General features: G+C 69.0%; 19 protein-coding genes and 1 pseudogene. 12 read left to right on the top strand and 8 right to left on the bottom strand.

Going from position 1 to position 19,216, the window contains the following annotated elements; all coding sequences use genetic code 11:
• The first annotated feature begins 29 nt into the window (after nucleotides 1–29).
• From AB0J78_RS16445 to secA, 7 genes are all read left to right on the top strand, one after another.
• Nucleotides 30–674 carry a dTMP kinase gene (locus AB0J78_RS16445; protein ID WP_363789774.1) on the top strand — a complete coding sequence of 215 codons (645 nt, stop codon included), beginning with the start codon at nucleotides 30–32 and terminating at the stop codon, nucleotides 672–674.
• Nucleotides 675–813: 139 nt separating this feature from the next.
• Nucleotides 814–1,491: an MtrAB system response regulator MtrA gene (mtrA, locus tag AB0J78_RS16440; RefSeq protein ID WP_132672453.1), complete on the top strand. Its 678-nt coding sequence runs from the start codon at nucleotides 814–816 to the stop codon at nucleotides 1,489–1,491.
• A 269-nt stretch (nucleotides 1,492–1,760) separates the two neighbouring features.
• Nucleotides 1,761–3,467, top strand: coding sequence for an MtrAB system histidine kinase MtrB (gene mtrB / locus AB0J78_RS16435; RefSeq protein ID WP_363790419.1), 1,707 nt, complete (start codon nucleotides 1,761–1,763; stop codon nucleotides 3,465–3,467).
• On the top strand, nucleotides 3,467–5,188 hold the full coding sequence (locus AB0J78_RS16430) for an LpqB family beta-propeller domain-containing protein (RefSeq protein ID WP_363789773.1): 1,722 nt from the start codon (nucleotides 3,467–3,469) through the stop codon (nucleotides 5,186–5,188). Before mtrB ends, AB0J78_RS16430 begins: the two co-directional genes overlap by 1 nt.
• A 119-nt stretch (nucleotides 5,189–5,307) precedes the next feature.
• On the top strand, nucleotides 5,308–5,991 hold the full coding sequence (locus AB0J78_RS16425; RefSeq protein WP_363789772.1) for a ComF family protein: 684 nt from the start codon (nucleotides 5,308–5,310) through the stop codon (nucleotides 5,989–5,991).
• A gap of 416 nt (nucleotides 5,992–6,407) precedes the next feature.
• Nucleotides 6,408–7,091 carry a ribosome-associated translation inhibitor RaiA gene (raiA, locus tag AB0J78_RS16420; RefSeq protein ID WP_363789771.1) on the top strand — a complete coding sequence of 228 codons (684 nt, stop codon included), beginning with the start codon at nucleotides 6,408–6,410 and terminating at the stop codon, nucleotides 7,089–7,091.
• 364 nt (nucleotides 7,092–7,455) lie between these two features.
• Complete coding sequence (gene secA, locus AB0J78_RS16415) at nucleotides 7,456–10,335, top strand: preprotein translocase subunit SecA (protein WP_363789770.1); 2,880 nt, start codon at nucleotides 7,456–7,458, stop codon at nucleotides 10,333–10,335.
• A 78-nt stretch (nucleotides 10,336–10,413) separates the two neighbouring features.
• On the opposite strand, the gene AB0J78_RS16410 is transcribed toward secA, so the two are convergent.
• Nucleotides 10,414–10,590, bottom strand: a complete 177-nt coding sequence (locus AB0J78_RS16410) for a hypothetical protein (RefSeq protein ID WP_165943688.1) — start codon at nucleotides 10,588–10,590, stop codon at nucleotides 10,414–10,416.
• Nucleotides 10,591–10,672: 82 nt separating this feature from the next.
• Here AB0J78_RS16410 and AB0J78_RS16405 point away from each other — a divergent pair, with 82 nt between their 5' ends.
• Complete coding sequence (locus AB0J78_RS16405) at nucleotides 10,673–10,888, top strand: biotin/lipoyl-binding carrier protein (RefSeq protein WP_363789769.1); 216 nt, start codon at nucleotides 10,673–10,675, stop codon at nucleotides 10,886–10,888.
• A 40-nt stretch (nucleotides 10,889–10,928) separates the two neighbouring features.
• Nucleotides 10,929–12,422 carry a histidine kinase N-terminal domain-containing protein gene (locus AB0J78_RS16400; protein ID WP_363789768.1) on the top strand — a complete coding sequence of 498 codons (1,494 nt, stop codon included), beginning with the start codon at nucleotides 10,929–10,931 and terminating at the stop codon, nucleotides 12,420–12,422.
• Nucleotides 12,423–12,705: 283 nt separating this feature from the next.
• On the opposite strand, the gene AB0J78_RS16395 is transcribed toward AB0J78_RS16400, so the two are convergent.
• A complete protein-coding gene (locus tag AB0J78_RS16395; protein ID WP_093413759.1) occupies nucleotides 12,706–12,960 on the bottom strand; it encodes a WhiB family transcriptional regulator in 255 nt (84 codons plus the stop codon).
• A 247-nt stretch (nucleotides 12,961–13,207) separates the two neighbouring features.
• On the bottom strand, nucleotides 13,208–14,134 hold the full coding sequence (locus AB0J78_RS16390) for a diacylglycerol kinase family protein (protein WP_363789767.1): 927 nt from the start codon (nucleotides 14,132–14,134) through the stop codon (nucleotides 13,208–13,210).
• A 433-nt stretch (nucleotides 14,135–14,567) separates the two neighbouring features.
• On the opposite strand from AB0J78_RS16390, the gene AB0J78_RS16385 reads away from it, so the two are divergent.
• Entirely contained in the window at nucleotides 14,568–14,996 is a 429-nt protein-coding gene (locus AB0J78_RS16385; protein WP_363789766.1) for a hypothetical protein, read from the top strand.
• A 4-nt stretch (nucleotides 14,997–15,000) separates the two neighbouring features.
• Here the strand turns inward: AB0J78_RS16385 and AB0J78_RS16380 are convergent, their stop codons facing one another.
• The 4 genes from AB0J78_RS16380 to sodN form a co-directional block, all read right to left on the bottom strand.
• Nucleotides 15,001–15,468 (bottom strand): GNAT family N-acetyltransferase, encoded by a 468-nt coding sequence (locus AB0J78_RS16380; protein ID WP_363789765.1) that lies wholly within the window; start codon nucleotides 15,466–15,468, stop codon nucleotides 15,001–15,003.
• A 72-nt stretch (nucleotides 15,469–15,540) separates the two neighbouring features.
• Nucleotides 15,541–16,128: a histidine phosphatase family protein gene (locus tag AB0J78_RS16375; RefSeq protein WP_363789764.1), complete on the bottom strand. Its 588-nt coding sequence runs from the start codon at nucleotides 16,126–16,128 to the stop codon at nucleotides 15,541–15,543.
• Nucleotides 16,129–16,197: 69 nt separating this feature from the next.
• Nucleotides 16,198–16,494, bottom strand: a complete 297-nt coding sequence (locus tag AB0J78_RS16370) for a hypothetical protein (protein ID WP_363790417.1) — start codon at nucleotides 16,492–16,494, stop codon at nucleotides 16,198–16,200.
• Nucleotides 16,495–16,722: 228 nt separating this feature from the next.
• A complete protein-coding gene (sodN, locus tag AB0J78_RS16365; RefSeq protein WP_132619066.1) occupies nucleotides 16,723–17,130 on the bottom strand; it encodes a superoxide dismutase, Ni in 408 nt (135 codons plus the stop codon).
• 79 nt (nucleotides 17,131–17,209) lie between these two features.
• On the opposite strand from sodN, the gene AB0J78_RS16360 reads away from it, so the two are divergent.
• Nucleotides 17,210–17,524: a S26 family signal peptidase gene (locus tag AB0J78_RS16360; RefSeq protein WP_363789763.1), complete on the top strand. Its 315-nt coding sequence runs from the start codon at nucleotides 17,210–17,212 to the stop codon at nucleotides 17,522–17,524.
• Nucleotides 17,525–17,576: 52 nt separating this feature from the next.
• Here the strand turns inward: AB0J78_RS16360 and AB0J78_RS16355 are convergent, their stop codons facing one another.
• Nucleotides 17,577–18,188, bottom strand: coding sequence for a dTDP-4-dehydrorhamnose 3,5-epimerase family protein (locus AB0J78_RS16355; protein ID WP_363789762.1), 612 nt, complete (start codon nucleotides 18,186–18,188; stop codon nucleotides 17,577–17,579).
• 486 nt (nucleotides 18,189–18,674) lie between these two features.
• On the opposite strand from AB0J78_RS16355, the pseudogene AB0J78_RS16350 reads away from it, so the two are divergent.
• Nucleotides 18,675–19,216, top strand: a pseudogene (locus tag AB0J78_RS16350) (NAD-dependent malic enzyme); the annotation flags it as partial.

Genomic DNA, 19,216 nt, shown 5'->3' with positions numbered 1-19,216 from the left:
GTCGGCACCGTTCCGCTACCGTTTCCGACGTGGGACGACTCATCGTCATCGAGGGGCTGGACGGCGCGGGCAAGCGCACCCTGGCCCGGGGGATCACGGCCGAGCTGAACGCGCGCGGGTGCAGCGTGGCGAGCGCGGCGTTCCCGCGCTACGCCGAGGACGTGCACGCCGAACTCGTCGCCGAGGCGCTGCGGGGTGAGCACGGCGACCTCGGATCCTCCGTGCACGGCATGGCCGTCCTCTACGCCCTCGACCGCAGGGGAGCGGCCGACGCGCTGCGCGCCGACCTCGACTCCCACGACGTCGTCCTGCTCGACCGCTACGTCGCCTCCAACGCCGCCTACGCCGCCGCGCGGCTGCACCAGCACGCCGACGGCGAGGTCGTGTCCTGGATCCGCGACCTGGAGATCACCCGCTTCGGGCTGCCCGAGCCGGACCTGCAGATCCTGCTCCGGGTGCCGGCCGAGGTCGCCACCGGTCGCGCCGAGCACCGCGAGCGCACCGAATCCGACCGCCGCCGCGATCGCTTCGAATCCGACACCCCGCTCCAGCAACGCTGCGCCGAGGTCTACGCCGAGCTCGCCGACGCCGACTGGTGGACCCCGTGGGTCGTCGTCGACGGCGCCAACGAGGTCGATTTCGCGGTGCTCGTCGACAAGCACGTCCTGGCCTGAAGGTTGAAGCTGACACCACACGGGAGCTGCTCCATTCGGTGGTACCGGTTGCGCTGAACCGGCGTCGAGTTCGCTACCTGCGACGACACCCGGCGGGTGGATGCACGGACTCCAAGTGACAAGTGCAACGATGTGGTGCATGAAGGCACGCGTGCTCGTGGTGGACGATGATCCGGCCCTGGCCGAAATGCTGACCATCGTGCTCCGGGGAGAGGGGTTCGAGACCGCCGTCGTCAGCGACGGCACCAAGGCGATGCCCGCCTTGCGCGAGCTCAAACCCGATCTGGTCCTGCTGGACCTGATGCTGCCCGGCATGAACGGCATCGACGTATGCAAGGCGATCCGGACCGAGTCCGTGGTGCCCATCGTCATGCTCACCGCCAAGAGCGACACGGTCGACGTGGTCCTCGGCCTGGAGTCCGGCGCCGACGACTACATAGTGAAGCCCTTCAAGCCGAAGGAGCTCGTCGCCCGGCTGCGCGCTCGGCTGCGCCGCACCGACGCCGAGCCGGCCGAGGTGCTCACCATCGGCGACGTGATCATCGACGTGCCCGGGCACGAGGTCACCCGCGACGGCCAGCCGATCGCGCTGACCCCGCTGGAGTTCGACCTGCTGGTGGCCCTGGCCCGCAAGCCGCGCCAGGTCTTCACCCGCGAGGTGCTGCTGGAGCAGGTGTGGGGCTACCGGCACGCGGCCGACACCCGCCTGGTCAACGTGCACGTCCAGCGACTCCGCTCCAAGGTCGAACGCGACCCGGAACGCCCGGAGGTAGTGCTCACGGTCCGAGGAGTCGGCTACAAAGCCGGCCCTCCGTAACGAGGGTCTGTTGAGGGTCTGATTCAGTGGTTGCTTTGCTGGTCGGTGTCGGTAGCGGAACCTGAGACGCCGCCTGGACTCCGTGCGCCACTCCTGATGTATGTCCAATACGCGGCGTCGCGGCGTACTCGCCAGACGACGTCTCAGAACCTGCGGCGGTGCCAGCTGCGAGAGTGGGCACAGAGAAAGCGGCTCCGCCGCTTGCCCGTGGTGTTGGAACAGGGACGGTCACCGTGAGCGTGTGGACGCGCCAGAGCCGCTGGGTGCGGTTGTTGAGCAGTCGTGTCCGCGAGGAGACGCGCGCTCGCTGGCACCGCTTCGAGGCGCTGTGGCGGCGGTCGATGCAGCTGCGCGTCGTCGTCAGCACCCTCGCGCTGTCGCTGGCCGTGGTGATAGTGCTGGGCATGGTGCTGCAGTGGCAGATCACCTCCCAGCTGCTGGAGTCCAAGGAGCAGGGCGCGATCGCGCAGGCCGAGGTGAGCCTGCCCATCCTGGAGCGCGAGCTCACCGCCGTCGACCCCAACTCCGACAGCGTCTCCGAGCAGCTGCAAGCCGCCCTGAACCGGCTGACGACCTCGTCCTCCGGCCAGTCCACCAGCGATGTCGCCGGTGCGTTCACCGCCGTGCTGGTGGACGGTCGAGCGCCCGGCGCGCGCAACGAGCAGCCCGCCGCCGGTCCCATCGAGGACGTGCCCGAGGACCTGCGCGTGTTCGTCGAGCGCGGCCAGCTCGCCACCAAGATCCACACGGTGCAGCGGGAGAACGGCCCGGTCACGATGGTGATCGTCGGGACACCGGTGTCCAGCGCGACCCGCCCGTTGCAGATCTACCTGCTGTTCCCGCTGACCGCCGAGCAGCAGACCCTCGCCGGCCTGCAGCGGACCCTGCTGGTCAGCGCCGTGGTGCTGCTGGCGCTGCTGGGAGCGATCACCAACCTGGTGACCCGCCAGGTCGTGCGCCCGGTGCGGCAGGCCGCGCAGACCGCCGAGCAGCTCGCCGAAGGCGACCTGGACAAGCGGATGCGGGTGATCGGCGAGGACGACATGGCCCGGCTCGCCGAGTCGTTCAACGAGATGGCCGACAGCCTCAAGCAGCAGATCACGCAGCTGGAGGAGTTCGGCCAGCTGCAGCGCCGCTTCACCTCCGACGTCTCGCACGAGCTGCGCACCCCGCTGACCACGGTCCGGATGGCCGCCGACGTCCTGCACGCCTCCCGCGAGGAGTTCCCGCCCGGCCTGTCGCGCTCCACCGAGCTGCTGGTCGACGAGCTCGACCGGTTCGAGCTGCTGCTCGCCGACCTGCTGGAGATCTCCCGCCTCGACGCGGGCGTCGCCGACCTGGCCGCCGAGCGGCTCGACCTGCACGAGATCGCCGAACGCGCCGCCGAATCCGTGCGCGCCATCGCCGACACCAGCGGCGTCGAACTCCGCGTGCTCGCACCCGCCGACGGCACCGACCTCACCATCGTCGCCGACGCCCGCCGCGTCGAACGGATCATGCGCAACCTCGTGGCCAACGCCATCGACCACGCCGAAGGCGGCCCGGTCGAGCTGCGCTTCGGAGGCAACGAGCAGGCCGTCGCCGTCACCGTCCGGGACTACGGCGTGGGGCTGCGCAGCGGCGAGGCCGAGCTGGTGTTCACCCGCTTCTGGCGCGCCGACCCCTCCCGCAACCGGCGCAGCGGCGGCACCGGGCTCGGCCTGTCGATCAGCCAGGAGGACGCCCGCCTGCACGGCGGCGACCTCGACGCCTGGGGCGAACCCGGCGAAGGCTCCTGCTTCCGCCTGACGCTGCCGCGCAAACCCGGCAAGGAACCCGAGACCAGCCCGCTGTCGCTGCCGAGCACCCGCCGCATCGCCGCCCCCGAAGCGCTGCTGGCCACCGGCGTGGAACGGCCGTCCGAAGGGGACGGTGAGCAGGACGTCCGCGACAAGGGGCCCGCTCGCCTGACCGAAGAGTCCTGGGAGGAGAAGTGATGGACGCGCACCGGTCACGCCGACTGGCGGCACTGCTGGTCCTGCTGCTGTCGGTGTCGGCATGCGCGTCGATCCCGGAAACCTCCGAGCCCAAGGCGGTCAAGGAGGTCGACGGCAGCAACACGACCATCCCGATCAACCCGCCACCGGACGACATCGACCCGCTGGCCCTGGTGCGCAGCTTCGTCGACAAGGCCGCCTCTCCCGCCAGCAACCACGAGTCGGCCCGCAAGCACCTCGCGGAGTCGATGGAGCGCAACTGGACGCCACCGCCGGGCATGCTGATCGTGGAGAACGTCGACACCATCCCGGTCGCCACGCCGCAGCCGCTGCCCGACGGGGTCCAGCTGGTGACGCTGCGGGCCGACCGGATCGGCAGGCTGCTCGCCGATTCCTCGTTCGTGCCGGAGACCGGCGAGTTCGCCGTGGACGTGCGGGTGGAGCGCCAGAACAACGGCCAGTGGCGGATCACCACGCCGCCGCCGGAGCTGGTCGTGAGCAAGACGTCCTTCAGCTCCATCTTCCGGCCGGTGCCGATCTACTTCCTCGACCACGACCTCACCGGCGTCGCCTCCGACCTGCGCTACGTGGTGGCGCAACCGGCCACCACGCTGCCGCGCCGGGTCATCGACCTGCTGACCTCCGGGCCGTCGGAGGGCATGCGGCAGGCGATGCGCACCGCCATCCCGGCCGGAGTGCACCCCAAGACCAACACCACCGAGGCCGCGGACGGCGCCATGGAGGTCAACCTCAGCGAGCTTGGCGAGGTCTCGCCCGAGACGCGCAAGCTGATCGCCGCGCAGGTCGTCTACACGCTCGAAGGCGTGAGCAGCGCACGTGTCCGCATCAAGGAAGAGGGCGTGCCGCTGCTGCCCGACGGCAAGGACCTGCGGCCCACCGACATGGAGCAGTACGAGGCCGACAACGTGCAGCGCCCGGACCTGCCGGGCCTGGCGGTGGTCGACGAGCGCGTCCTGGTGCTCGACCGGAACGCGCGCCCGATCCCGGGACCGGCCGGTTCCGGCGAGTACGACGTGGTGCGCGCGGGGCGGTCGCCGCACGGCGACAAGCTCGCCGCGGTCACCCGCCGTCCCGGTGGTGTGGCGCTGCGCGTCGGCGACTTCGGCGAGCAGCTGGCCGAGCTGCCCACGGTCGGCAACTACATGAGCAAGCCGACGTGGCGCGGCGAGGAAGAGGCGTGGACGGTCGTCGACGGCCGCGGCGTGGTGCGCGTGGTCGACACCGGCGGCGAGTGGACCCCGCAGACCGTCGACACCCGCGCGCTGCCGCCCGGACGTCCCATCACCGACCTGCGGTTGTCCCGCGACGGCACCCGGATCGCGGCGGTCATCGACGGCAGCGTGGTGGTCGCCGGGGTCGCCGAGCAGGACGGCCACGCGGTGCTGCAACGGCCGGTGGAGCTGCGCGCTCCGCAGGGCATGCAGGTCACGTCGGTGGAGTGGCGGCAGGACGAGTCGCTCGTCGCGATCACCGACAGCAACAACTACCCGGTCTACGACCTGTCCGTGGACGGCTTCCGCTGGGAGCCCTACACGGCGGCGAACCTCGGGCAGCCGCTGACCGCGGTCACCGTCGGTCCGGGAGGCCAGGTGGTGGTCGCCGATCGCCACGGCATCTGGCAGTCCCGGGACACCGACGACGTCTGGTCCCTGACCGACGCTCCGATCGGAGGCGCGTCCATCCCGTTCTACCCGGGCTGATCGCTCGCCCCATTCCCGCTCAGAACCCCCGGCGGCGAGGGCGGTGGATGGGGCACCGGCTTCGCTGATCGCCGACGCGCGTCGGTGAGTCGGATCGGCGATCGGGCAATGATCGGCCGGTGCTGTCCTCCCTGCGCGAAGCGCTCTCCGGTCTGGCCGACCTGCTGCTGCCGCTGCACTGCGTCGGCTGCGACGTCGCGGGCACCGCGTGGTGCCCGCGTTGCGCGGGCGGACTCGGCGGGCTGCGCCGGGTCGACCGGCCGCTCTTCGGGAACTCGCCACCGGTGTTCGCCCTCGGCCGATACCGGGGCGCCGCCCGGCGCGCGGTGCTGGCCTACAAGGAGGACGGTCAGCGCGCGCTCGCCGCTCCGCTGGGCGCGCAGCTGGCCACGGGGCTGCGCTCGATCACCCTCGACCGATCGCTGGAACCCGGGTGGTGGCTGGTGCCCGCGCCCTCGCGCGCGATGGCCTCGCGGCGGCGCGGCGGCGCTCACATGGCCCGGATCGCGCGCTTCGCGGCGGTCGAGCTCAGCGCCGCGGGGATGCCGGCGCGCGTCGCCGACTGCCTGCTGACCGGTCCGGGCGCCGCGGATTCGGCGGGGCTCACCCCGCAGCAACGCCTCGACAACCTCTCCGGCCGGGTGCTGGTGCGCCCTGGCCGGCTGCCGCCGAGCGGGGCGCAGGTCGCGTTGCTCGACGACGTCGTGACATCGGGAGCGACGGTGACCGGCGCTGCGGCCGCTCTCGACGTGGCCGGACGCCCGGTCGAGGTGGCGCTCGCCCTGACCGCGACCGCCGGTTGATCTCGTCGAGTGATTTCGCCCGACCTGATCGGCCCAGGAACTGATCAGCGCTCGCGTTCGTTCTCCGTGTGTGAGCTGGCAAAAAACGCCAATCGCCACCATGCGCAGAGCTACTGCGCCTTCTACCCGAACGGGTGAACCACCCGTTCGGCGGCTCACTCCGGCCACGCCTGGCACGCAGCGTGATCTGCTGCTTTCGGCAGCAAACATCACTCTCGGTGGATGCTTGACTTCGCCCGTCTGAGGGGGTGTCACAAATCGATAAACCGAGCTAACGTGGCGAACCAATCCAGCCAATCGAGGCGGAGGGAAGGAGCGAAAACCCATGTCCCTGGCGCCTGAAGTGAGCTGATCTCCTTTCCAGGCGCCCCCGTGCACACCTCGCCTACGGAGCTTGCAAGGAACGGAGGTCGTGAATGGATATCGTCGTCAAGGGTCGTAACGTTCAGGTTCCCGATCACTACCGGGAGCACGTCAACACCAAGATGACCCGGCTTGAGCGGTACAACCGGAAGGCCATTCGGGCGGAAGTGGAACTGTTCCACGAGAAGAATCCCCGCCAGGCCAAGAACTGCCAGCGAGTCGAGATCACTCTGAAGGGCAAGGGCGCTCCTATTCGCGCCCAAGCTTGTGCAGGCGACTTCTACGCCGCGCTCGACGCCGCGACGACCAAGCTGGAGAGCAGGCTCCGGCGCATGCACGACCGTAGAAAGGTGCACTACGGACAGCACAACCCGACTTCCGTGGCAGAGGCGACCGCAGCGATGGCGGACCGGCCAGTGGTGACCGGCCCGATCGGGTCCGGCTCCGGTGGAGCCGAAGGCCGAACCGCGCTGCTCGAAGCGCCCCAGGAAGCTCCCGCGCACACCGCCGAGGTGCCGGGACAGCGCATGACCGAAGAGGACGGCTACGCCCCCGGCCAGGTCGTGCGCGAGAAGGAGCACTCGGCCAAACCGATGACCGTCGACGAAGCCCTCTACCAGATGGAACTGGTGGGGCACGATTTCTACCTCTTCTCCGACGCCGACAGCGGGCGTCCCAGCGTCGTCTACCGCAGGAAGGGATTCGACTACGGCGTGATCCGACTCGCCGACGCGTGAAAACCAATCTGGGCGGCTTGGCCGGCGGAACCTGAGGCGCCGTCTGTACTGCGAGTGCCACTCCCGACCCACGCGGAGTGGTCGTCCTCCCCAGATGACGCCCCAGAACCCGCAGCGGTGCGAGCTGCGAGAGCGTGAAGCAGAACGCGGCTGACGCCGCTCGCCTGACGGCCAGAGGGCGAGTCTGCGCCACGCCCGACCCACACGGCTGTCCCCCGCGTACGGTGGTTCGCGGGGGACAGCCGTGTGTTGCGGTCCGCCAACGCTGCATCGGACTACGGCACACCCCCACAGCCAGCTCTAATACGATGGCCACAAAGCGTCCGTGACGGACGCGTCACGATCAGCTAGCGAGGTCGACCGGATGGTCCTGTCCCGACTGCTCCGCGCCGGCGAGGGCAAGATACTCAAGCGCCTGCGTGCTATCGCAGCGCACATCAACGAGCTCGAAGACACCGTCGCCGGTTTGTCCGATACCGAGCTGCGGGGCAAGACAGACGAGTTCAAGCGCCGCCACAGCGAGGGGGAGTCGCTCGACGAGCTGCTGCCCGAAGCCTTCGCGGTCGCCCGCGAAGGCGCCAAGCGCACCCTCGGCCAGCGGCACTTCGACGTGCAGCTGATGGGCGGTGCCGCCCTGCACCTGGGCAACATCGCCGAGATGAAGACCGGTGAGGGCAAGACCCTGACCTGCGTCCTGCCCGCCTACCTCAACGCCATCACCGGCGAAGGCGTGCACGTGGTCACCGTCAACGACTACCTCGCCAAGCGCGACGCCGAGTGGATGGGCCGCGTGCACCGCTTCCTCGGCCTGGAAGTCGGCGCGATCCTCGCCGAGATGACCCCGGAGCAGCGCCGCCAGGCCTACACCGCCGACATCACCTACGGCACCAACAACGAGTTCGGCTTCGACTACCTGCGCGACAACATGGCCTGGAGCCTCGCCGACTGCGTGCAGCGCGGCCACCACTTCGCCGTGGTCGACGAGGTCGACTCCATCCTCATCGACGAAGCCCGGACCCCGCTGATCATCTCGGGCCCCGCCGACCAGTCCTCCCGCTGGTACCAGGAGTTCGCCCGGCTCGCCCCCATCCTCAAGCGCGACGCGCACTACGAGGTCGACGAGCGCAAGCGCACGGTCGGCGTCACCGAAGAGGGCGTGTCGATCATCGAGGACCAGCTCGGCATCGAGAACCTCTACGAGGCCGCGAACACGCCGCTCGTCGGCTACCTCAACAACGCGCTCAAGGCCAAGGAGCTCTACCAGCGCGACAAGGACTACATCGTCCGCGACGGCGAGGTGTCCATCGTCGACGAGTTCACCGGCCGAATCCTGGCCGGTCGCCGCTACAACGAGGGCATGCACCAGGCGATCGAGGCCAAGGAAGGCGTCGAGATCAAGGCCGAGAACCAGACGCTGGCCACGATCACGCTGCAGAACTACTTCCGCCTCTACGACAAGCTGGGCGGCATGACCGGTACCGCCGAGACCGAGGCGGCCGAGTTCCACGCCACCTACAAGCTCGGCGTGGTGCCCATCCCCACCAACGAGCCGATGGCCCGCATCGACCAGCCCGACCTTGTCTACAAGGGAGAGCCCGCCAAGTTCGAGGCCGTCGCCGAGGACATCTCCGAGCGCCACGAGAAGGGCCAGCCGGTCCTGGTCGGCACCACCAGCGTCGAGCGCTCCGAGTACCTGTCGAAGCTGCTGACCAAGCTCGGCGTCCCGCACAACGTGCTCAACGCGAAGAACCACCAGCGCGAAGCCGCGATCATCGCCGAGGCCGGTCGTCTCGGCGCCGTCACCGTCGCCACCAACATGGCCGGCCGCGGTACCGACATCGTGCTGGGCGGCAACGTCGACCACCTCGCCGACGCCGAGCTGCGCGAGCGCGGCCTGGACCCGGTGCAGAACCGCGAGCAGTACGAGGCCGAGTGGCCCGCCGTCGTCGAGAAGATCAGGGTGCAGGTCGACGCCGAAGCCGACCGGGTCCGCGAGGCCGGCGGCCTCTACGTGCTCGGCACCGAGCGGCACGAGTCCCGCCGCATCGACAACCAGCTGCGCGGTCGTTCCGGCCGTCAGGGCGACCCCGGCGAATCCCGCTTCTACCTGTCGCTGGGCGACGAGCTCATGCGCCGGTTCAACTCCGCCATGGTCGAGACCGTCATGACGCGCCTGAAGGTGCCCGACGACGTCCCGATCGAGCACAAGATGGTCTCCCGCGCGATCCGCAGCGCTCAGACGCAGGTCGAGCAGCAGAACATGGAGATCCGCAAGAACGTCCTCAAGTACGACGAGGTGATGAACCAGCAGCGCACCGTCATCTACGACGAGCGCCGCCGCGTCCTGGCCGGTGAGGACCTGCAGGAGCAGGTCATGCACATGCTCACCGACGTCATCACCGCCTACGTCGACGCCGAGACCTCCGCCGGCTACGCCGAGGACTGGGACTTCGAGAAGCTCTGGAAGGCGCTGGGCTCGCTGTACCCGGTCGGCCTGAACTGGGAGACGCTGGTCGAGGAGGACGACGACCTCAGCAAGGAACACCTGCTGGAGCTGATCACCGCCGACGCCAAGGACGCCTACGCCAAGCGCGAGGCCGAGGTCGACGGCAAGGTCGGACCCGGTGCGATGCGGGAGCTGGAGCGGCGCGTGCTGCTCAGCGTCCTGGACCGCAAGTGGCGCGAGCACCTCTACGAGATGGACTACCTCAAGGAGGGCATCGGCCTGCGCGCCATGGCGCAGCGCGACCCGCTGATCGAGTACCGCCGCGAGGGCTTCGACATGTTCGGTGGCATGCTGGACGCGTTGAAGGAGGAGTCGGTCGGCTTCCTGTTCAACGTCCAGGTCGAGGCCGCCGAGCCCGAGCCCGCACCTGAGCAGCCGGCCGTGCCGGTCTCGGTGAGCCAGGCGGGCAATGGTGTCCCCGAGGTCCCGCAGACGCCGCAGGTCCCGCAGGCGAGCGCTCAGCCCCAGGGCGCGCGTTCCCGGCGGGCCAAGCCCGCTTCGGCGGGCCCGGCCCTGAGCCAGCTCGCCGGAGGCCCCGGCGACGGTGAAGAGACCCCGCCCGCGCTGCGCGGCGGCGGTCTGCAGGCCCCCGGCAACCAGCGCCTGAGCTACTCCGGCCCGGACGAGACCGGCGAGGTGCAGAAGATCTCCGAGCAGGACGACCCGGAGACCCGGAGCGGCACCCGCCGCGAGCGCCGCGCGGCCGCCCGAGCCGACAACAAGAAGAAGAAGCGCTGAGGCTCCGCTCACGCGAAGGGCCCCGGACCGTGCGGTCCGGGGCCCTTCGCTTCTCGGGTGCGGCGGTTGCCGCCTCGATCACGAGTTGGGGCGCTTGCCGTGGTTGGCCTTGTTCTTGCGCCGGTCCTTCTTCTTGCGCGCGCGCTTGCCCATAAGGCGACTCCCTCGAAGTTCGAGTTTCACTCCAGCCCGGTGACCGCGAGTGATCAACTGACACCCGGTCTCCGCTGGGATTTCGAGGTTCCAGTCTGCCATGTCCGATACCTGCCGTCGGCGGGTGGTGGCGGTCGTGGTTTCCTAAGCAGGGGCCGGAGTCGGCCGCGACGAGGAGGAAGAGATGGCCGAGGAGATCCGCGCCGAGATGGTGGCCAACGTCATGGCGGTGCCGATGTCCGAGGGCGACGCGGTCCACGACGGTGACTCGCTGGTGCTCCTGGAGTCCATGAGCATGGAGATCCCGGTGCTCAGCGAGGTGTCCGGCAAGATCAGCACCATGGCTGTCAAGCCGGGTGACGTCGTTCAGGAGGGCGATCTGATCGCTGTCGTCGAGTGACGACCCGCTTCGATCCGAGCAGCCGACCCGGAGGACCGCCTTGTCCACGCTGAGTGATCTTCTCGCCGAACACACGGGACTGTCCGGCACTGCCGCCGACCACCTGCAGCTGGTGGTCGCCGAGTGGCAGTTGCTGAGCGACCTGTCGTTCGCGGATTTCATCATGTGGGTGCCGATCGGCCCCTCGGAGGCGCCCGAGGACCGCTTCCTGTGCGTCGCCCAGGCCCGTCCCACCACCGCGCCCACCGCGCACCCGGAGGACGTGGTCGGCTCCGAGGTCACCCAGGACGACCACCCGCAGCTCCGGCGGGCCGCCCTGGAGGGCCGCATCTGCCGCGAGGAGGACCCGCGCTGGCACCTGGGGGTTCCGGTGCGGCGCGAGACGATCCCGGTGAAGCTGGGCGACGAGATCGTGGCGGTGCTCAGCCGCGACACCAACCTCGCCGTGCCGAGAGTGCCCAGTCCGCTGGAGATCTCCTACCTGGGCAGCGCCGCCGACCTGTGCCAGATGGTCGCCGATGGCACGTTCCCCACGCCGGAACCGGCGCCCGACGTGCACACCAGTCCGCGCGTCGGTGACGGCCTGATCAGGCTGGACAACTCGGGAACGGTCGTGTTCGCCAGTCCCAACGCGCTGTCGGCCTACCACCGCATGGGCCACGCGGCCGACCTGGTGGGCGCCCAGCTGGCGCCGCTGACGAGGTCGCTGCTCAACGACCCGTTCGACGCGGACGAGGTCTCGCAGCGGGTCCGGCGGGCGATGGGCGGTGAGCCCAGCATGCGCATCGAAGCCGAGGCGCGCGGTGCGACGGTGCTGTTCCGCGCGCTGCCGCTGCGCCCGCGCGGCCAGTCCGCTGGCGCGCTGGTGCTGGTCCGCGACGTCACCGAGGTCAAGCGGCGGGACCGGGCGTTGATGTCCAAGGACGCCACGATCCGCGAGATCCACCACCGCGTGAAGAACAACCTGCAGACCGTGGCGGCGCTGCTGCGGTTGCAGTCGCGGCGCACCGGCAACAACGAGGCCCGGCTGGCGCTGGACGAGTCGGTGCGGCGGGTGACCTCGATCGCCTTGGTGCACGAGACGCTGTCGATGTCGGTGGACGAGCGGGTCGACCTCGACGACGTGGTGGACCGGGTGATCCCGATGATGAGCGACGTCGCCGTCGCCGAGACCGGGGTGAAGGTCAGCCGCGGCGGGAAGTTCGGGGTGGTGTCGGCGGAACTGGCCACGCCGCTGGTGATGGTCCTGACCGAGCTGGTGCAGAACGCTTTCGAGCACGCCTTCCCGGAGGGCCAAGGCGGGGAAGTGGTCGTGCAGGCGGAGCGTTCGGCGCGCTGGCTCGACGTCGTCATCTCGGATGACGGTCGTGGCCTGCCGAAGGGATTCTCCCTCGAGCGCGCCGAACGTCTCGGCCTGCAGATCGTGCGGACCCTGGTGGAGTCTGAGCTCCGCGGGTCTCTGAGCTTGCGTGGCCGCGGTCATCAACGTGGTACCGAGGCGGTTTTGCGGGTGCCTCTGAAGTACCGACGATGACGGCCCGTATATTGGGTGCCACGCTGGTGCGTCGATCACTCGGGTGACATCCCCACGCGCCGGGGACGTCGGGCCGATCGGGTCGGTTTCCCCGGTTCCGGCTACCCCGTGGTGATGGGGAGATCGGCTGGAACGTGCGGGACCGACATCGACGCTGATCGGCCGGAGCTGCTAGTCGGGGTCGGGTCAGTTCTTGCGGTGCGAGGCCGTGTGCGGCCGGGGCGAGACGGGCGGTCGGTCACCGGGGGTGCGACCGACCGGCCACGTCTCAGCGAGCTGCTACTCAGGCGTTGGTGCGCGCCCGGGTGCGAGCGTTGCGCCGCTTGAGGGCACGCCGCTCGTCTTCGCTCATGCCGCCCCAGACACCGGCGTCCTGGCCGCTCTCGAGTGCCCACGCCAGGCACTGAGAGGCAACCGGACAACGGCGGCATACGGCCTTCGCCTCGGCGATCTGCAGCACAGCAGGACCGCTGTTCCCAACCGGGAAGAACAGCTCCGGGTCCTCGTCACGGCAAACCGCATCGTGGCGCCAGTCCATTGTTCCTTGCTCCTCGCTAGGCGCGCCCATGCGCGCCGATAGTTCGTTCGGGGTGTTTGTGAATGCTTTCACGGAGTCCGTGTGCTTGTGAATGCTTTCACGAACTGCCGCGATGTCAAGAGGTCGATCTCGGGCGGTGAGCGAACTCACCTGAAAGATCGACGAGACTTGACCAGGGGTTTCGGTGTGCTCCCGGACTCAGACGGGGGTCATGAGTCGGCAGCGACGTCCATCCGTGACCAGAAGGTTATACAGCGACGCGGAGAGCGTTCGGGACTGAGGAGAACTCGATCGCCGATCGCTCACCCAGGCAATCGCCGTCCACCTGCAGGCGCAACGGCTCCGTACAGGTTACGCGTAGTTGGGGCACATCCGCAGCCTGAATTGAATTTCTTCCGTGTGGTTTCCCTCTGCCGCGCAGCATCTCCGCTACGTGTCGCAACACAGGGTAGGCAGTCATCTTCTTCAGCGCGAACACGCCGAGACCGTTGTCGAAGCTGGTCTCGGGGCTCATGCGGACCGGCGTCGAACCCAGGTAGGTCCACGGGTCGGTGTTGGAGACAAACACACTGTGTAGTAGCTCACTCGGGTGATCGTCACCGATTTGCAAGCTCAACTTCGGTTCCCCACGGGCCATCCGAACGTAGCAGGCCAGGGCAATCCGGGCATACAGGGCGGGGGTGGCTTCGCGGCCGCGCGACCGCTGGCGCTCCATCTCGGCGACGACCTCGGCGTCCCAGCCGATGCCGGCGTTGAAGGTGAACCACCTCTCGTCGGCCTTGCCCAACCCGACCTGGCGCGTGCTGCGATCGGCCAGCGCGCGCATCAGGTGGTGCGTGGCGTCGACGGGGTCCTTGGGGACCCCGAGCGCGCGGGCGAACACGTTCGCCGAACCACCCGGCACCACGCCCAGCGTCGGCATCGAGGGATCGCCGGGCTCGGCGACCTCGAACATGCCGTTGACCACCTCGTTGACCGTGCCGTCGCCACCGTGCGCGATGACCAGGTCGGCACCGTCCCGCACTGCGTCCCTCGCGGCCTCCGAGGCGTGTCCGAAGTGCCGCGTCTCCACGACGTCCAGCTTCAGCACACTGGCCAGGGCGGCGGCGAGCACATCGCGGCCACTGGCTGTGGTGGAGGTCGCCTGCGGGTTGACGACGAGAACGGCGCGCACAACCGAAGCCTAAGCGAGACGGTTTCGTGTCCGTCGGGCGCGGGGGCCCGGTTCCGCGTGCCGCGAAGTCTCAACTGGGCTGTCCGGTCACCTCCGAGTCCGATGCGGACCGGGACCGGCCGAGGTGCGCGGCACGGGCGGACGCGGCTACGGAACGCACCAGGAGCGGATGCGCCATGCCGCTGACCACCGGTTTCCGGTGACAACCGGATGCGTAACCCCGGAACGCACCCGACTGTTGTGCACCGGCTGCCGACGTGCACGCGGCGAGATCGACGGACACCCCGATATCCGCGAACGCCGCTTCAGCCATGAGTCGATCATGTCGTCTCGGGGCCTGCGGCAGCTATGCGGCGATCGGGCGGTATTACCATCGAAAGTGCACACGCAGAGTCACTGGCGGGGTCGTGGCCCCGTTCGAGGAGAGGGCGCCTTGTCTACCGAGACCGTTCCCCGCACGGTGCGCATCGCCGGCGTGCTGACCACCCTGCAGGCGGTGGCAGCCCTGGTGTTCGTCGTGGCGCTGCTGGTCCGCAGCACCTCCAGCGACCTCGGCGGCGTCGGTCAGCTCGAACGCAGCGAGACGTGGGGCGAGGCCGGCTACTACGCGCTGCTGGCCTCCGGTGTGCTCGCCGCGGGCATCGGCCTGATCAAGGGCAAGCACTGGGCCCGCACGCCCGCCCTGCTGCTGCAGCTGCTGCTGCTCGGCACCGCGTGGTACGCGACCGGCCCGTCCGGGCGGCCGCTGATCGGCCTGATCATCGCGGTGCCCGCCGTGGCGGTGCTGTGGTTCCTGTTCAACCGCGAGGGCCGGGAGTGGTCGTTCCACGCCTCGATGGCCCCCGACGCCCGCGAGGACTGATCGGTCAGCCCCCGAAGGAGCGCAGGGCGTCCCCGGTGAGCCGGTAGACGCTCCAACCGTCCATCGGGAAGGCGCCCTGGGCCTTGTAGAAGGCGATCGAGGGCTCGTTCCAGTCCAGCACCGACCACTCCAGCCGCGCGTAGCCGCGCTCGACGCACTCGCTCGCCAGCGTCCGCAGCAGCCGCTTGCCCAAGCCCGAACCCCGGTGCTCCGGCCGCACGTAGAGATCCTCCAGGTAGATCCCGTGGACGCCTTCCCAGGTGGAGAAGTTCAGGAACCAGAGGGTCAAACCGACGACAGCACCGTCCACTTCGGCCACGTGCCCGAACAGGGCGGGGTCGGACCCGAACAGCGCCGTCCGCAGCTGCTCCTCGGTCAGGTGGCAGGAATCGGGCTCCTCCTCGTACCTGGCGAGCTCGTGCACCAGCTCCACCATCGCCGCCACGTCGTCCTCGCGAGCCCGCCGGATCATCCCGTCCTCCACTGCCGACCGAACCTGGTGCTTCCAGGCCCATTCTGCGCGGTGGTGCGGCGGGGAAGGTGCTCAGCCCTGCTGCCAGGCGGGGATGTTGGACCGCTGGATCTGCGGAACGCCCCGGTCGTGGCCGAGAACGGTGATCCCGGCGGCGTCCAGGGCGAAGTGGACCCCGGAGGCGATGGGCAGGTTCAGCCAGCGGGCGATCAGGCACCGGCTGAAGTGGCCGTGCCCGACGAGCACCACGTCGGTGTCTGCCCCGCGCACGCGCGCCAGCAGGTCGTCGGCGCGGGTGGCGATGTTGGAGGCGGTTTCACCGCCGGGGCAGGGGTGGCTCCACACCGTCCAGTCCGGAACGGTCTCGCGGATCTGATCGGTGGTCAGACCCTCGTAGTCGCCGTAATCCCACTCCACCAGCAGCGGTTCGGTCATCACGTCGGCGAGCCCGGCGAGGTCCGCGGTGCGCTGCGCCCGCTTCCGCGGGCTGCACAGCACCGTGACGGGACTGGCGGGGCGCAAGGCGGTCAGGGTCTGCCCCGCCTGACGTGCCCGCAGCTCGCCTTCGACGGTGAGGGGGATGTCGGTGCGACTGGTGTGCTGACCGGTCAGGGACCACTCCGTGGTGCCGTGCCGGAGGATGTAGACGCGCTGTTCCACGGATCGCAGCGTACGGATCCGCGGCGCTTACGCAGAACGAGGTCACTCACGTCACGTCGTCCACATCGGTCAGTGCTCGTCGTAGTGCTCCCCGTGGGCGGCGTGGCGGTGCCCGTCGTGGACGTAGTCGACGTGGTCGCCGTGCGGAACCGCGACGTGCCCGCAGTTCTCGCCGTGCACGTGGTCGTGGGACCCGTGCTCCTGGTACCCGCCGACCTCGCACTCGTCGTAGTGCTCCCCGTGCGCGGCGTGCAGGTGCCCGTCGTGGGCGTAGTCGACGTGGTCGCCGTGCGGTACGGCGACGTGCCCGCAGCCGGGCCCGTGCGCGTGGTCGTGGCCGGTGTGCTCTCGGCATGCGGTGGTCATGAGCTCTCCCCAACTCCGCGAGACGTCGGTGTTCGTGCAGGCCAGCCTATGGCTGCCGAGAAGGCCTCGCATGATCGTCACCGGCGGAAGCGTGGGAACCTTTCGCGCAGCTCGGGCCGACGAGAGCATGGGAACCTTTCTGCCATCTGCGCTCTCGGGACGAGGGTGCGAAAAAGAAAACGCCGACCAGCGTTTCCGCTGGCCGGCGTTCTCGAAGGTCGCTGGAGATCAGCCCTTCTTGGTCTCCCAGAAGATCTTGTCGATCTCGGCGATGTAGTCCAGCAGCTCCTGGCCCTTGGCCGGGTCCATCGAACCCTTGGTGCCGGTCGCGCCCGCGGCCTTGGTGGCCTTGTTGACCAGCTCGTGCAGCTGCGGGTACTTCTCGAAGTGCGGCGGCTTGAAGTAGTCGGTCCACAGCACCCACAGGTGGTGCTTGACCAACTCGGAGCGCTGCTCGGCGATCAGAATCGCGCGAGTGCGGAACTCCGGGTCCTCGTTGCCCTGGTACTTCTCCTGGATCGCCTTGACCGACTCCGCTTCGATCCGCGCCTGCGCGGGGTCGTAAACGCCGCACGGCAGGTCGCAGTGGGCGGTCGCCTCCAGGCGGGGGCTGAGGATGCGCGACAGGAGTCGCATGATTCCTCCCTGACAAGTGAGTGCTCCGACGAGGCCGACCCTACTCTTGAAGATCCTCGTCGTCCTACTGGAGGTGCCGGTGAAATCGCTCGGACGGTGGCCGTTGCGCAGGTTGCGGGTGCGCGGACCGTCGATGGTTCCCACACTTCGGGACCAGGACGTGGTGGTGTTCCGGACCGGCGATCTTGCTCGTGCGGGTGATGTCGTGCTGGTGCGGTGGGAACAACGTCCCCATCAGCTGTCGGTCAAGCGGGCCGTGCGCCGCGAGGCCGGCGGCTGGCACGTGGAGGGCGACAACGGTTTCGGTTCGACGGACTCCCGCGACCTCGGCCCCGCGCAGGTGCTGGGCGTGGTGCGCTGGCGGTTGTGGCCATCGCCCGGCCGCGTGCGCTGAGGAGGGGAACCTTCCTGCCATCTTGTTCGGCGTGACAGGAAGGTTCCCGTCCTCACTGCTCGGTGCGCAGCGACTCGTAGTGCGCGAGGCAGGTGTTGAAGTCGGGGAGCAGGCCGTTCTCGGCGGCTTCGGCGAGAGTGGGGGCTTCGCGGTCCTTTTCGGACAGGATCGCCGGACCGCTGAGCTCGCTCGCCCAGGGCAGGCCGAGGTCCGGGTCCATCGGGTTGATGCCGTGTTCGCCGGAGGGGTTGTAGCCGGTGGAGCACAGGTAGGTCATCACGGTGTTGTCGGTGAGGGCCAGGAACGCGTGCCCGAGTCCTTCGGCGACGTAGAGGGCGCGGTACTCGGTCGAGTCGAGGCGGATCGCCTCCCACTGGCCGAAGGTGGGGGAGCCGATGCGGATGTCGACGACCACGTCCAGCAGCGCGCCCTGCGGGCAGTAGACGTACTTGGCCTGGCCGGGCGGGGTGTCGGCGAAGTGCACGCCGCGGATGACGTCGCGGGCCGAGACGCTGTGGTTGGTCTGGGCCAGGGTCATCGGGTGGCCGGTGGCTTCGGTGAACGCCTTCTCCTGGAACGGGGCCACGAACAGACCGCGGCTGTCGGGGAAAGCCTTTGGGGTGAATTCGAACGCCCCGGTGATCTCAAGTCGACGTACCTGCACGAGTGCCGAGCCTAGGAGGCGTGATCGGGGCCGGTTCGGTGGGGCGGCGGTGACAGGAAGGTTCCCCTGCTCGATCGCATCGCGGAAAACCAGAGGTCGGCACACGCATTTTCCAAACAGTTTCGATTCAGATGGCAATACCGGACACTCGTACCGCATAACTGCGAAATGCAAACAGGATGCGCGTACTGCATCTCGCCTTCGGAAAATATGACGCGCGTACTGTCCCAATTCGTAAAATTCTCGCCTTTTTGCTGGTGAGACGTGTGATCCCTGTCGCTGACATTGCTTCAAAGGGCTGGCAGACTAACCGCACCGCAGCGTCCGCCGAGCCGCTGTCCGAACAGGATGGCCGGTATCGGTATTTCGATAGACGTCTTCTTCTCCGGTACGCCCGGGAAGTCGGCGTTGACAGCGACCGTTCTAGGTCGCATCCGCCCGGCTCGATAGTGCTCGGGCCGCAGGCATGGCAATAGGAGGGACGCCGTGACCACCATCAACGAGGGCACCGCCAATGGAATCGGTGCCGAGCTGACCCACGAAGAGATCTTCGCCGCGCACGAAGGGGGCAAGCTCACCGCTGCGGTGACCGCCCCGCTCGACAGCGCGCGCGACCTGTCGATCGCGTACACCCCCGGGGTGGCGCAGGTCAGCCGGGCGATCGCCAGCGATCCGTCCTTGGCTGATCGCTACACCTGGACTCAGCGCCTGGTGGCCGTGGTCAGCGATGGATCCGCGGTTCTCGGTCTGGGCGACATCGGCCCGAAGGCATCGCTGCCGGTCATGGAGGGCAAGTCCGCCCTGTTCAAGACCTTCGCCGGGCTCGACTCGATCCCGCTGGTCCTGGACACCAAGGACGTCGACGAGATCGTGGAAACGCTGGTCCGGCTGCGCCCCTCGTTCGGTGCGGTGAACCTGGAGGACATCTCCGCGCCGCGCTGCTTCGAGCTGGAGCGCCGGGTCACCGAAGCGCTGGACTGCCCGGTCATGCACGACGACCAGCACGGCACCGCCGTCGTGGCGCTGGC

This window comes from Saccharopolyspora sp. NPDC049426, from assembly GCF_040676935.1.
Taxonomy (GTDB): Bacteria; Actinomycetota; Actinomycetes; order Mycobacteriales; family Pseudonocardiaceae; genus Saccharopolyspora.
The sequence above is the reverse complement of the archived record's forward strand: the minus strand, read 5'-3'. Positions and strand labels throughout refer to the sequence as shown.